Origin of the sequence: Picosynechococcus sp. PCC 7117, assembly GCF_001693275.1 — a bacterium.
Classification (GTDB): Bacteria; Cyanobacteriota; Cyanobacteriia; order Cyanobacteriales; family MRBY01; genus MRBY01.
Map to the genome: position 1 here is coordinate 189,051 of NZ_CP016477.1, position 13,199 is coordinate 202,249.

11 protein-coding genes are annotated in these 13,199 nt (G+C 50.1%); 6 read left to right on the top strand and 5 right to left on the bottom strand.

Going from position 1 to position 13,199, the window contains the following annotated elements; all coding sequences use genetic code 11:
* Positions 1–48: 48 nt before the first annotated feature.
* From AWQ22_RS00930 to AWQ22_RS00945, 4 genes are read left to right on the top strand one after another with little or no spacing between them, the layout of a single operon-like run.
* A complete protein-coding gene (locus AWQ22_RS00930) occupies positions 49–1,899 on the top strand; it encodes an NAD(P)H-quinone oxidoreductase subunit F (protein WP_065709895.1) in 1,851 nt (616 codons plus the stop codon).
* A 55-nt stretch (positions 1,900–1,954) separates the two neighbouring features.
* Positions 1,955–3,451, top strand: coding sequence for an NADH-quinone oxidoreductase subunit M (locus AWQ22_RS00935; RefSeq protein ID WP_012305811.1), 1,497 nt, complete (start codon positions 1,955–1,957; stop codon positions 3,449–3,451).
* A gap of 59 nt (positions 3,452–3,510) precedes the next feature.
* Positions 3,511–4,794 (top strand): CO2 hydration protein, encoded by a 1,284-nt coding sequence (locus tag AWQ22_RS00940; protein ID WP_065709896.1) that lies wholly within the window; start codon positions 3,511–3,513, stop codon positions 4,792–4,794.
* Positions 4,795–4,837: 43 nt separating this feature from the next.
* Positions 4,838–5,239, top strand: coding sequence for a fasciclin domain-containing protein (locus tag AWQ22_RS00945; RefSeq protein WP_065709897.1), 402 nt, complete (start codon positions 4,838–4,840; stop codon positions 5,237–5,239).
* Between the two features lie 79 nt (positions 5,240–5,318).
* Here AWQ22_RS00945 and AWQ22_RS00950 read toward each other — a convergent pair whose 3' ends face one another.
* From AWQ22_RS00950 to AWQ22_RS00965, 4 genes are all read right to left on the bottom strand, one after another.
* Positions 5,319–6,092: a thioredoxin domain-containing protein gene (locus AWQ22_RS00950; RefSeq protein WP_223209951.1), complete on the bottom strand. Its 774-nt coding sequence runs from the start codon at positions 6,090–6,092 to the stop codon at positions 5,319–5,321.
* Positions 6,093–6,168: 76 nt separating this feature from the next.
* Positions 6,169–7,317, bottom strand: a complete 1,149-nt coding sequence (locus AWQ22_RS00955) for an alanine--glyoxylate aminotransferase family protein (protein WP_065709898.1) — start codon at positions 7,315–7,317, stop codon at positions 6,169–6,171.
* Positions 7,318–7,421: 104 nt separating this feature from the next.
* Positions 7,422–10,067, bottom strand: coding sequence for a DNA mismatch repair protein MutS (gene mutS / locus AWQ22_RS00960; RefSeq protein ID WP_065709899.1), 2,646 nt, complete (start codon positions 10,065–10,067; stop codon positions 7,422–7,424).
* A gap of 103 nt (positions 10,068–10,170) precedes the next feature.
* Positions 10,171–10,431: a glutaredoxin family protein gene (locus tag AWQ22_RS00965; RefSeq protein ID WP_065709900.1), complete on the bottom strand. Its 261-nt coding sequence runs from the start codon at positions 10,429–10,431 to the stop codon at positions 10,171–10,173.
* Positions 10,432–10,640: 209 nt separating this feature from the next.
* On the opposite strand from AWQ22_RS00965, the gene AWQ22_RS00970 reads away from it, so the two are divergent.
* Positions 10,641–10,835 carry a hypothetical protein gene (locus AWQ22_RS00970; protein ID WP_198166510.1) on the top strand — a complete coding sequence of 65 codons (195 nt, stop codon included), beginning with the start codon at positions 10,641–10,643 and terminating at the stop codon, positions 10,833–10,835.
* A 117-nt stretch (positions 10,836–10,952) separates the two neighbouring features.
* Here the strand turns inward: AWQ22_RS00970 and AWQ22_RS00975 are convergent, their stop codons facing one another.
* Positions 10,953–11,429, bottom strand: coding sequence for a hypothetical protein (locus AWQ22_RS00975; RefSeq protein WP_232318843.1), 477 nt, complete (start codon positions 11,427–11,429; stop codon positions 10,953–10,955).
* 155 nt (positions 11,430–11,584) lie between these two features.
* On the opposite strand from AWQ22_RS00975, the gene AWQ22_RS00980 reads away from it, so the two are divergent.
* The gene (locus tag AWQ22_RS00980; protein WP_065709902.1) at positions 11,585–13,168 is read left to right on the top strand and encodes a S8 family serine peptidase; all 1,584 of its coding nucleotides are present in this window, start codon (positions 11,585–11,587) and stop codon (positions 13,166–13,168) included.
* Positions 13,169–13,199: the final 31 nt, after the last annotated feature.

Genomic DNA, 13,199 nt, shown 5'->3' on the forward strand with positions numbered 1-13,199 from the left:
TCATCAGCCCGCTTTTTCCTAAGCAAATTATTTCAGCGTCATCGTCATATGAATACTTTTTTCAGTCAGAGTGTCTGGCTTGTTCCCTGCTATCCTTTGCTGGGAATGGGTCTATCGGCACTATGGATGCCGAGCATCACCCGAAAAACAGGGCCACGGCCTGCGGGCTACGTCAATATGTTGCTTACTTTCATGGCCCTAGTCCATAGTTGTCTTGCCTTTATCGAGCGATGGGAACAGCCCGCCCTAAAACCATCGTTAACTTGGCTCCAGGCGGCGGACTTGACCCTCAGCATTGACCTCGATATTTCCAGCATTACTATCGGGGCGCTGATTCTGATCGCCGGGATTAATTTACTCGCCCAACTCTATGCCGTGGCCTACTTAGAAATGGATTGGGGCTGGGCGAGATTTTTCGCGACCATGAGCTTATTTGAAGCGGGGATGTGTGCCTTGGTGCTCTGTAATTCCCTTTTCTTTAGCTATGTGGTACTCGAAATTTTGACCCTCGGTACTTATCTGTTAATTGGCTATTGGTTTAACCAGTCCCTGGTGGTCACGGGGGCACGGGATGCGTTTCTAACAAAACGGGTCGGCGATCTGTTCTTGCTGATGGGGGTTGTGGCTCTGTTGCCCCTTGCTGGTACTTGGAATTTTGATGGTCTGGCTGAATGGGCGGCAACGGCAGAACTCGATCCGACTTTGGCAACGCTGCTTTGCTTGGCCTTAATTGCGGGGCCGTTGGGGAAATGCGCTCAATTTCCTTTACACCTCTGGCTTGATGAGGCGATGGAAAGTCCTGTCCCGGCAACGGTGGTGCGGAATAGTCTCGTGGTTGGTACTGGAGCCTGGGTGCTGATTAAGTTGCAGCCGATTTTTGCCCTCTCGGATTTTGCTTCTACTTTTATGATCGCGATTGGGGCAACGACGGCCTTGGGGGCGGCCATGGTGGCGATCGCCCAAATTGATATCAAACGTTCTTTGTCCTATTCCGTCAGTGCCTACATGGGCATGGTCTTTATGGCGGTGGGTTCCCAACAGGATCAAACGACATTGGTCTTGCTGCTCACCTATGGCGTGGCGATGGCGATTCTCGTGATGGCGATCGGTGGCGTTGTTTTAGTCAATATCAGCCAAGATTTAACCCAATATGGCGGCCTCTGGTCACGGCGACCGATTACAGGGATTTGCTACCTTGTCGGTGCGGCTTCCCTCGTTGCCCTACCGCCGTTTGGTGGATTCTGGAGCCTGGCCCAACTGACAACAAATTTTTGGAAAACCAGTCCGATTCTGGCCGTGATTTTGATTACGGTCAATGCCTTGACTTCCTTTAGTATCATGCGAGAATTTGGCCTAATTTTTGGCGGTAAGCCGAAGCAGATGACCGTGCGATCGCCAGAAGGATTATGGGCCTTAGTCTTGCCGATGGTGATTCTTGCGGGTTTCGCCCTCCACAGTCCTTTTATTCTGGCGAAACTGAATTTTCTGCCGGATTGGCACCAGTTGAATCTGCCCCTAGCTGCAGTTTTGATTATTTCGACCATGGTCGGTGGCGGTACCGCGATGTATCTCTATCTCAATGAAAAAATCAGTAAACCGATCCATGTTTTTTCAGATCCGGTGCGGGAATTTTTCGCCAAGGATTTGTACACAGCAGAGTTGTATAAAAACACAGTTATTTTTGCCGTTGCCTTGATTTCCAAAATCATTGACTGGTTAGACCGCTATTTTGTCGATGGGGTGATCAACTTTCTCGGTTTAGCAACCCTTTTCGGTGGCCAAAGTTTGAAATATAACAACTCTGGGCAAAGCCAATCCTATGCCCTCTCAATTGTGGCCGGTATTCTCCTCTTTATTGCCGCTTTATCGTATCCCTTGCTGAAGCATTGGCAATTTTAAAGGGGGATGTGTTAACGATTTTCGCTGAAATATTTATGACCTTCTCCGAAAGATTATGCTGAGTTTCTTACTGTTTTTACCGCTCGTCGGCATTGGGGCGATCGCCCTTTTCCCCAGGCCCCTGACCCGGATTGTGGCAACGGTGTTTACGGTTGTTACCCTGGCGATCAGTAGTGGCTTATTGATTAACCTCAACCTCCAAGATGCTGGTATGCAATATACCGAATTCCATAATTGGTTAAGCATCCTGGGCCTCAACTATAACCTCGGTGTGGACGGTTTATCTTTGCCGCTGATTGTCCTAAATAGTTTGCTGACATTGGTCGCGATCTATAGCATTGGTGAAAGCAACCACCGTCCGAAGCTTTATTACTCCCTCATTTTGTTGATTAATAGTGGAATTACAGGGGCTTTGATTGCCAATAACCTGTTGCTCTTTTTCCTCTTTTACGAAATTGAGTTGATTCCTTTTTACTTACTGATTGCCATTTGGGGTGGCGAGAAAAAAGGATATGCCTCGACTAAATTTTTGATTTACACTGCCATTTCTGGACTCTGTGTATTAGCGGCATTTTTAGGGATTGTGTGGCTTAGTCAATCGAGCAATTTTGACTTTGAGAATTTAACCCTAGAAAATCTTGAATTTAATACCAAGGTAATCCTGCTCACGATTTTGTTGATTGGCTTTGGGATTAAAATTCCCCTTGTGCCTTTACACACCTGGCTGCCCGACGCCTATGTAGAAGCAAATCCAGCGGTAACAGTTCTGTTGGGTGGTGTTTTTGCGAAATTGGGCACCTATGGTTTGGTGCGCTTCGGTTTGCAACTGTTCCCGGATGTGTGGTCTACGGTTTCCCCCGCCCTCGCAGTCATTGGTACGGTGAGTGTGATGTATGGTTCCCTGGCGGCGATCGCCCAACGGGATCTCAAGCGGATGGTGGCCTACAGTTCCATCGGTCACATGGGTTATATCTTGGTTTCGACCGCCGCCGGAACAGAGTTAAGCTTGCTCGGTGCCGTGGCGCAAATGATTAGCCACAGTTTAATTCTGGCGCTGTTGTTCCACCTCGTCGGCATTATCGAACGCAAAGTTGGCACGCGGGATTTGGATGTGTTGAATGGCTTGATGAATCCGGTACGGGGTTTGCCCCTCACCAGTAGCTTGCTAATTTTGGCAGGAATGGCGAGTGCCGGGATTCCTGGCTTGGTCGGTTTTGTCGCGGAATTCCTGGTGTTCCAAGGTAGCTTTAGCCGTTTCCCGATTCCGACCCTGTTCTGCATCATTGCCTCTGGTCTAACGGCGGTTTACTTTGTGATTTTGCTCAACCGCACCTGTTTCGGTCGCCTCGACAGTCACACCGCCTACTACCCCAAAGTTTTCGCCAGTGAAAAAATTCCGGCGATCGCCTTGACGGTCATTATCCTTTTCCTTGGTTTACAACCCGCCTGGCTCACCCGCTGGATCGAACCGACCACTAGCCAATTCATTGCCGCCATTCCCACGGTTCAGACCATTGCCTTGACTCCCGCTGAATTGTCGAAAGCACCCTAGTCAATCAGACGTTCTCGCTTGACCGATTCGCCCAGCATTTTCCTCAGGAACAAAGCACTATGATCACCACGAAAATTCCCCCTTCAACCCATCCCCATGCTGATGTAATTCATCGCCTCGAAGCCGGGGGATCGATGTTACCCGACACCCCCGAAAACCTGATGCAGATTATCGGCATCTACAAAGCCTATGCCGTACCGATGGATTTCTACTGGCGGGATCTGCTGTACATTGCGGAACAAGTTTTCTTAGAGCCTTTTCGCTTCTTTAAATACTTCATTTCCGACGAATATCTAGAACGGCAAAACCACTACGCGGGTGATCAAGCTGATCTCCGCATTTGGCGCGGCACAGGCTCAGCTCACCCGGAACTGTTGGAATTTATGAAAAAAGGGGAAACCTTTAAATCCTCTAAACTCTTCCATCACCTGTTCCACGACCGGATCAACATGGAATTCGCCGAAGCCTGTATGCGGGCAATGCTGTGGCATGGGCGGGACATGGGCCTGGGTAAATTTGATGCCTACCTCGATTCTGACGAATATAAAGCCAACGCCGACCGCGCGATCAAAGCCTACTTCAAGAAAAACCCGGTCATGTTGGGCTTATATAAACTTTTCCCCGATATGTTCCTGGAGCAGGTGCGCGAACTCTCCTATTACGCCAACCTCGGACTGTTTTGGGAGGTGATGGCCCCCGTCTTCTTTGAAATGTCCGATATCTACGATGAAGGCGGCTTTAAAGGTGTCCCCGATGCGATGAATTTTTTGGTGAATGGCATTTTTGCGATCGCCGGCCGACCCATTTACCACCACGTCTATATCGATGGGGAATGTTTTGAAATTATTCCCAAATCCCAAGGCTTTACTTGGCTCTACGAAGCGGCCTTACCCTACGTCGAAGCCGTGTTTTACCGCACCGCACCTTTCCGGGGGACAAAATCCTACAATGCCCAGGCCCATGAAGTCCCCGACGAGCAGAAGGATTTCCACTACGGTATTTTGTACGCCGATGTATTTCCCGTAGGAACCGCCGGCATTCCGCCGACATTGTTGATGGATGATATGTATCACTTCCTGCCGCAATATCTGAAGGATTACTACAAGGAACATTGCCGGGGCGAAGATGATGAGCTGATCCAATTGGGCATTACCTTCCAGCGGTCGATGTACAACGTCACCTCTGCGGTGATTCAAGCCCTACGGACAGCCTTGCTTTATCCCCTTGATGATCCCAATCCGAAACATTTACAGAAAAACCGTGAATTTTTTGAAGCCCAAATGGATCGGTTTCTCCGGCCAGAAGCCCGCTTACGGGACATTCAAAACGCAGAATATCGTTAATCTATTTTGAATTTCTTTTATTTAGTCAATCGGAGTTTAAACAATGCCAAGTATTGTGGATATTGCGGTTAATAATGAGGGTTTTTCGACCCTGGTGGCCGCCGTGCAAGCCGCAGGTTTAGTGGAAACCTTAGCCGGAGAAGGGGATTTTACCGTCTTTGCGCCCAACGATGACGCTTTCGCCAAATTGCCGCCGGGCACAGTACAAACCCTTGTGCAAAATCCGCCCCAGTTAGCGCGCATTCTTACTTATCACGTCGCAGCGGGACGCTTAACTAAGGATGATTTAATCAAACTTGGGGAAGTGACTTCCATCGAAGGTTCCCCCATTCCCATTAATGGTGAAGATGATTTTGAGGTCAAAAATGCAACGGTTTTAGCGGCCGACATCGAAGCTGACAATGGCATTATTCATGTAATTGATAATGTTATTTTGATGGGCTGATTTTTGTCTCATTATTTAAAACAGTAGGAGTCTACCATGGTAAACCCCTACTACAAATTTTTTGGTTAAATTTAACAGTCTATGGCGTGGTGATCGCGGCGAGTTTTTCTTCGTATTCCTGCAGATCTAATGCCCCGGAGAAGGTTTCAAATTTCCCAGTTTCCGTCGATGCCAAAATAAAGAAAGGCGTACCGTTTAGACCCAACTGTTGAGCCAGTTCAAGATCCTGTTGAATAGCCGGTTGGGCATTTTGGCGATCGCCTTCAAACTTTTCTAGATCCAGACCTAGATTTGTCGCAATTTCTTGGTAGAGTTCTTCCCCAAGACGGTCTTGATTTTCAAAAAGCTGATCATGGTATTCCCAGAATTTCCCCTGTTGTTGGGCGGCCCAAGATGCCTCTGCTGCCGGGATTGCTTGGGGGTGAATTTGAGCCAAAGGCAAGTGCTTATAGACAAGAGTAACAGTGTCACTGTTTTGAGCCATAAACGTTTGCAAAGTGCTATGGGCGCGGGCACAGAACGGACATTCAAAGTCAGAAAATTCGATCAAGACCACGTTCAGATCCTCAGCACCCAGGGTGGGGCTATCGCCAATGACCGTCTGTGGTTCCGTCAAGACCTGCTGTTGAAAATCCTCAGCCGCCTTTTGTTGTTCTTCCTGTTGGGCCTGTTGTTGGGAGAGTTGGTAGTTTTGTACCGCATCAATCAACACTTGGGGATTGTCCCGAATCACCTGGAGGATTTGCGCTTCCAGTTCCGGATCGACATTGACATCCGCTTGGGCTGTCTCTTGATCGCCATTACAGCCCCAGAGACCAAACCCAAGACAAAGGGCAGAAAAAAGGACAAGCATTTTTCGGGAAAAACCTTGCCCCATAGATAACGAAAGAATCATTAGATCTTCAATAAAAATTGCGCTTCTAGTCTATCTAAAAGAGAACCTGTTTTAGGGCAGCCAACAGAAGCGTCACATTTTCCTTGCGGGCGTTATAACCCATCAGGCCAACACGCCAAACTTTACCCGCCAGATCCCCTAAGCCCCCAGCAATTTCGATGTTGTACTCTTTCATCAACTGAGCAGCCACGGCAGCACCATCGACCCCATCGGGAATGCGCACTGTGGTGAGGGTCGGCAGACGGATTTCACGATCCACATGGCACTGTAACCCCATCTCTTCGAGGCCCGCCCAGAGGAGATCTGCTGCCTCCTGGTGCCGTTGCCAACGGGCTTCTAATCCTTCCTCGGCGACGAGCATCAAGGCTTCCCGCAGGGCATAATTCATATTAACCGGGGCGGTGTGGTGATAGACCCGTTTCCCAGTGCCCCAATATTTGCTGACCATGGACATATCCAAATACCAGTTTTTCACCGGCGTCTTGCGATTATTCAGGACATCCAGGGCGCGGGGGCTGAGGGTCAGGGGGCCAAGGCCAGGGGGACAAGCGAGGGCTTTTTGGGTGCCGCTGTAGGCGAGGTCAACGCCCCATTCATCAAGGAAAAGAGGCACACCGCTCAAGCTGGTCACGGTATCGATTAAGAGCATCGTGCCGTGTTTTTCACAAATTTCCTTGACACCTTCGAGGGGTTGTCTGGCTCCCGTAGAAGTTTCGGCGTGGACAAGGGCCAGGATTTTCGGCTCGTGCTGGGCAACGGCAGCACTGATTTCTTCGAGGGTGAAAGCTTTACCCCAAGCAGTGGAAAAAGTATGCACCTCGGCATCGTAACGGCTCGCCATGTCCACGAGGCGGTGGCCGAAGTAACCATTGATGCCAATCAGGACTTTATCGCCGGGTTCGACCATGTTGGCGAGGGTGGCTTCCATGGCGGCGCTGCCAGTACCACTGACAGAAATCGTGAAGGGGTTTGCGGTCTGCCAGGTGTAGCGGAGGAGATCCTTGACGTCCTCCATAATTTCAAGATACTTCGGATCGAGGTGGCCGATGGGAGGCATAGCGAGGGCAGCTAAAACCCTGGGGTGGGCATTGGATGGGCCAGGGCCGAGGAGGAGCCGGGGCGGTAAATCCAGTTGTTTAACGGGCTTACGGTAAGTATTTTGGACGGTGGGGCGATCGCTCATGGATAGTTAAGCTCTAAGGACTGTATTTAATCAGATTTTTATCGGGTTCAATTTTCCCATATTGTCGGGGCCATCAAGCGAGGGAAGTCTGATGTTTAAAGAATTTAAACTTTGAAAATATTTAATTGTTCCGATACCCTTTGGGGATCTTCTGGCGTGGTAGTGGTTATTTTCTTGGGGATGCCTTTGCGTAGACCGACGGCAATTTTACTGTGCTTTTCAATTTGGGTCATGACTTGTTTTGCCCGTTGAATGACGCTCTTGGGTAAACCCGCTAAACGTCCGGCTTCAATCCCATAGGAACGGTCAGCGCCACCAGGTCGAACTTGGTGCAAAAAGATGATTTCTTCGGGCATTTCTTGAACTGTGACTTGATAATTGGCGACATTTTCAAGGAGCGACGCTAACTCATTTAACTCGTGATAATGGGTCGCAAAAATTGTTTTCGCTTTGATTTCCGTGGCGAGGTATTCTGATACCGACCAGGCGATGGAAAGGCCATCAAAAGTTGCAGTTCCCCGGCCAATTTCGTCGATTAAAACCAAAGATTTTTCCGTGGCATGGTTGAGGATATTGGCGGTTTCATTCATCTCCACCATAAAGGTTGATTGGCCCGTGGCGAGGTCATCGACAGCGCCGACCCTAGTAAAAATGCGATCGCAAATGGGAATTACAGCACTTTGGGCAGGGACAAAACTGCCCACCTGGGCCATCAGTTGAATCAAGCCCGTTTGCCGGAGATAACAACTTTTGCCGCTGGCATTGGGGCCAGTAAGGATAATCAAATCAGGATAGGAATTCTGAGTGCGACCAAGGTAAGTGGAGTTGGGCACAAAGAGGCCCATACCCAGGGACTTTTCGACGACGGGGTGACGACCAGCTTCAATTTCGAGGGTTTTTTCGGTGGTAATCTCCGGACGGCAATACCCTTGGTACACGGCGGTTTCCGCGAAGCTCGTCAATACATCCAGGGCGGCGATCGCCTTGGCGGTGGTGCGAATTTGGTCGGTATGTTCAGCGACCTCGGCGCGGAGGGTGGTGAAAATTTCGTATTCCAAGCTGCAAATGTCGTCCTTAGCAGTGAGGATGCGACTTTCTCGCTCCTTTAACTCCGGCGTAATATAACGTTCCTCGTTAGCGAGGGTCTGTTTGCGGAGATATTCGTCGGGGGCCTTGTCCGCCTGGGAGCGGGGCAAACTAATGTAATAGCCGAAGGTTTTGTTATAGCCGACTTTGAGCTTACTGACCCCCGTCCGTTCCCGTTCGGTAACTTCTAAATTCGCCAGCCATTCCCGGTCTTCCACTTGGGAGCGCCGCAGAAAATCGAGGTTTTCATCAACCCCATCCCGAATTAAACCCCCTTCTTTGATGTGGATCGGCGGCGAATCTACGAGGTATTGCAAAACGTGCTGTCCCAGGGCTTCTAATTCCGGCGGAAAATCTTTCACTGCCTGGAGATAAGGCGATCGCCCCTCGGTGGCCAATTCCGCGAGATAGGTTAATTTCGTTAAAGATTCCGCTAAAGCGTATAAATCGCGGGCATTCGCACTACCAGAGCCAATTCTCCCAGCAATCCGCTCTAAATCGTAAATTTGCTTCAGCAACTGCCGGATATCTTGACGGAGATTTGTATTTTCTACCAGTTCTGCGACGGAATCTAATCGCTTGGCGATCGCCTTTGGATCTAATAAAGGTTGCAACAACCAACGGCGGAGGGCGCGGCCCCCCATATTTGTACAGGTCACATCCAGCGCCCAGAGTAGGGAACCGTAAAAACTGCCATCCCGCACCGTCTGGGTAATTTCGAGGTTGCGCCTCGTCTGGTGATCCAGTTGCAAAAAGGCGTCGATGCTGTAGGTTTTGAGGCTTTCAAAGGGCACCTTGTAGGCCTGCTGGGTTTCCTCCACATAGGCCAAGAGTCCCCCCGCCGCCCGCACCGCCAGGGGTAAATGTTCGCAGCCAACTCCCTCCAGGGAACGCCACTGGAAAGTCATCAAAAGCTTGGGTTTCGCCTCATTGAGGTCAAATTCCCTGGGCGATCGCAACGCATAACAAAAGTCCGACGGCAAACAATCAGGCAGATGGTTTTGTAATAATGTTTGGCGATCGCTGGGACGCATCAAACGATTTAAATCTGGAGCATCGCTGGGATAGAGCACTTCCGAAGGCTGAAGGCGGAGGAGTTCTAGGTTTAAGGCTGCCAAATCCTGGGCCTGGGTCGTACAAAATTCCCCCGTAGAAATGTCGGCATAGGCCAACCCCCAATGGTTGCCGGCGATCACCACCGCCGCAAGATAGTTATTTTGCCGCGCCCGCAACATCCCATCGTCGGTGAGGGTGCCAGGGGTCAAAACCTTTTGCACTTCCCGCCGCACCATTCGTTTTTCGGCGTGGGCGGTGGCGGCGTCTTCTACTTGGTCACAGATCACCACCCCATAGCCTTTTTCTAAAAGCTGGGTGCTGTAACGTTCGAGGGCATGGTGGGGCACCCCTGTCATGGGGACGCGACCAATGCCTTTGCCGGATTCTTTGCTGGTGCAGACCAACTCCAATTCGCGAGAAACGGTGATCGCATCCATGAAAAAACACTCGAAAAAGTCGCCGACCCGGTAGAGCAAGATATTGTTGGGATACTTATCCTTAAGGTCTGCGTAGTGCTGCATCATCGGTGTGAGGAGTTCCCGATCGAGCTGGCGATAATCTGCGTTGGGAATGTCTTCGGCGCTGGGGTTACGGTTGGCAGCAGGCATGAAACTTGGCTTCAGTCACGGACAAGTATTCTATCTTAGCGGCGATCGCCTTTTTCCTTAGGAGTCTCCTGGGAGATTGCCCCAAAAACCTGGGTAATAAAGTTTAAGCCAGATATCCAGCTAATTTTTCTTCGAGTTTAGCCACGGCCATGCGGGGCGGAAAACGGGGCAATTCTTTTTCCTGACCATTTTCGAGCAGACACAAAACCGGAATTTCGTACTGGTAGCGCGCAAACCACTGGAGATTTGTCGTAATGTCGCGCATTTCGAGTTGGAATTCTACCTGGGTCACCTGGGCCAACTTTTCGGCGAGGCCCTCACAGAGATGACAACCGGGTTTTGTGTAAAAAATAATTTGCTTCACAGTACGATCGGTAACAAAAACGTTTAAGAAAAGTAAAGATCCGATGAGAAATGTAGAGAATTTAGGGGGTGATTACATGATTGTTCCTGGCTATCCTTGATAATTTTTTTAGTATTTCAGCTTATTGACAAACTGAATTGATCTTACATCTAAGGAAATTGTGGCCTTGTTTCCGTGGGAAATCAGGTGGCAAAGCTAAAGCGAGAAGTATGGAATGTCAGCAAATGAACCCTTTATTAGAAACCATTGATCATGTATTTTCTTCAGGTACTTTAACCAAGCAGGATGCAAGGGTGATCAATCAATGGCTCTGGAAAACTCCCATGAGTGATGCTCTGTATCAAGCGTTAGACCAGTTGTTGCAAGACATCGAAGCGGGTTATATCGCCGTACGTGGTACCTAAGAAACTAAAACAGCACGATTACATCAATTACAAAGCAGTTGTGTCGAGGCGATCGCCACCCAAGCAAACGGGCAAAAAGAGAGAGCCCGGGTCAAGCAGCGATCTAAACGTCGTTTTTTAGAAGTTAGGCCGGGTAAATTCGCGACTGACAAAGCCGATTTCTAGCAGTTGTTGGTAGGCCTTTTCGCCGAGGTCGCTGGTAGGACTTTGGGAGCGAATCACCTGGATCAGGAGGGGCACTGCCAATTCGGGTTTTTCTTGGACACGGTGGACGAGGGCCAAACGGTAGGTGGCGGTGTCGCGCATTTCCCCAGCGGCGATCGCCGAACGTCGCTCTGTATCATAAACAGAATTGTCTAAACCCTGGAAACTATTGGCTAGATCTAGGTGAAAATTAGAAAGCTGATTATAAACTTGACGCGCTTCCTGGAGTTTAGAGACGGCAACCTCGTAATCTTTGGCAGAAATGGCGGCGATCGCCTCATCCATCACCTGGGAAGCCCCGGACATACTGAGGATGCTGCTCTGGAGGGGGCGGAGTTCGCTGCTACTCCCTTGGACAGCCTCAGGCTGCGCCGAAACGGATGGCATCATGGCCAAGGAACACCCCATTGCCAAACTAGCGAGTGGAATCAAACGGTCGATAAAATTCATAATGTTCGTCAAGTCTTGTTTTGACACAATAACAGTACTGATTATGTTGTACATCTTGATCCCACAGTGGGAACAGACAAGGAGAGCTTAGGCCTATGGCACGCCCAGGGGGGACACCACAGCAACAAGGTCTTATTTTACAACGGGGACATACGGAACTTTTACTTCATCAGTTAGAGGATCGCCTCCTGGTGGCATTTCGCAGTTCTGATGTGGATCTTCTCGATATTGTTCCAGGATTAATGTATCGTCCCTTACCATCGGGGCAGCCAGATATTTTATTCGAAGAAATTCTTGTACCGCCAGAGGATTTCGCCACCTCCTTGAGGGCCGCACGCCAACATCCTGATATTCTCTTTGCTTACCCGGTTTATCAGCTAGCAGACTCGGCTGAGGGCTTTGTCTATCTGACCCAGCAAATCACCCTCCAATTCGCCCCGGAGGTTTCCCCAGCAGCCCAAAAAGCGATTGGCGATCGCCACCACCTTAAAAAAATTCGTCCGCTTCTGGGGGTCGATCAAACGTTTATTTATGAACTAACGGCGCAAACTGACTGCGATCCCCTCCGGTTAACCCAAATCCTCCAGCAAGATCCGGCGATCGCCCTCGCTGAACCCAATGTTTTACTTCCCCTTGCGGTGCGGCAAATGTCCTTGGCGACAAATCCCCAAAGCCGCCACTGGTACCTAGACGCCATTCAAATCCCCCAAGCTTGGCAAATGACCAAAGGCGATCGCCAGACGACCATTGCCGTGTTGGCCCCTGACCTCGATTTAGAAAATTCTGCCGAGCCAACCGCTGAAACAAGCGAAACTCCCTATGGTGCCATTCCAGAAATTCGGCCCACGACCTGGGGTAATACCATTGCCCAGTTGACGATCGATGTGGCCCCAGAATGCACCCTATTACTCCTGCAACTGCCCCAGTACTTAGATGATGCACTCCTCGAAAAAGTCATCGAAGCGGCGATCGCCCAGGGGGCCGCAGTGATTCTTTTGGCTTGGCAACTGGCGACGATCAATGGGCCTCTCTCCCTGCGGCAAAGTTTAGCTCTCCGCCGGGCTGCTACCCAGGGAAACCGGGGTCAAGGTTGTCTGTTGGTAACGGGAGCCGGGGATGCCAATCGCCCCCTCGCCGGAATAATTTACGAACGTCACTGGCCGAATCAACTTTTTCAGGGGCCGACCGCTTGGCTCGATGGGAAAGGTAATCATCCGGCAGTTGTGACCGTTAGTGGTTGTACTGAGGCAAACAAAAAAGCTAGCTATAGCAACTGGGGAGAGGCGGTCAGCCTTTGTGGGCCAACAAATCCAGGCACACCAATTCTTTGGCTACCAGAACAAGGGATGGTCGCGGTACCACCGGAAATTAATGATGACCTGGGGGCCGAGATAGATCCGGTTGAAGCTTTAAATCAGCAGGGCAGCACCTTAGAAGCTGCTGCTTTAGTGGCGGGGGTCGCGGCATTGGTTTGGTCAGTAAATCCGAAGCTGACGGGGTGGGCCGTGCGGGAGATTTTACAAACCACAGCCGAAAAAATTGTCGATTTAAGCGGCGATCGCCAATTGCAGTTAACCTTGGGCACCTACGACGTCCAGGGCCATTCCCAATGGTTTGGTTACGGTCGTGTGAATGCCTTGGCAGCGGTTTCCTTCGCTCAGGGAAATCAACCGGACTAACTGAAATAACTGGCGTTGAATATTTTTGTGA

Bases quoted from the DNA above. Each gene is read 5' to 3' on its own strand.
- AWQ22_RS00930 (WP_065709895.1), top strand. From the start codon at position 49: ATGAATACTTTTTTCAGTCAGAGTGTCTGGCTTGTTCCCTGCTATCCT.
- AWQ22_RS00970 (WP_198166510.1), top strand. From the start codon at position 10,641: ATGGAATGTCAGCAAATGAACCCTTTATTAGAAACCATTGATCATGTA.
- AWQ22_RS00945 (WP_065709897.1), top strand. From the start codon at position 4,838: ATGCCAAGTATTGTGGATATTGCGGTTAATAATGAGGGTTTTTCGACC.
- AWQ22_RS00955 (WP_065709898.1), bottom strand. From the start codon at position 7,317: ATGAGCGATCGCCCCACCGTCCAAAATACTTACCGTAAGCCCGTTAAA.
- mutS (WP_065709899.1), bottom strand. From the start codon at position 10,067: ATGCCTGCTGCCAACCGTAACCCCAGCGCCGAAGACATTCCCAACGCA.
- AWQ22_RS00940 (WP_065709896.1), top strand. From the start codon at position 3,511: ATGATCACCACGAAAATTCCCCCTTCAACCCATCCCCATGCTGATGTA.
- AWQ22_RS00950 (WP_223209951.1), bottom strand. From the start codon at position 6,092: ATGCTTGTCCTTTTTTCTGCCCTTTGTCTTGGGTTTGGTCTCTGGGGC.
- AWQ22_RS00935 (WP_012305811.1), top strand. From the start codon at position 1,955: ATGCTGAGTTTCTTACTGTTTTTACCGCTCGTCGGCATTGGGGCGATC.
- AWQ22_RS00980 (WP_065709902.1), top strand. From the start codon at position 11,585: ATGGCACGCCCAGGGGGGACACCACAGCAACAAGGTCTTATTTTACAA.
- AWQ22_RS00975 (WP_232318843.1), bottom strand. From the start codon at position 11,429: ATGATGCCATCCGTTTCGGCGCAGCCTGAGGCTGTCCAAGGGAGTAGC.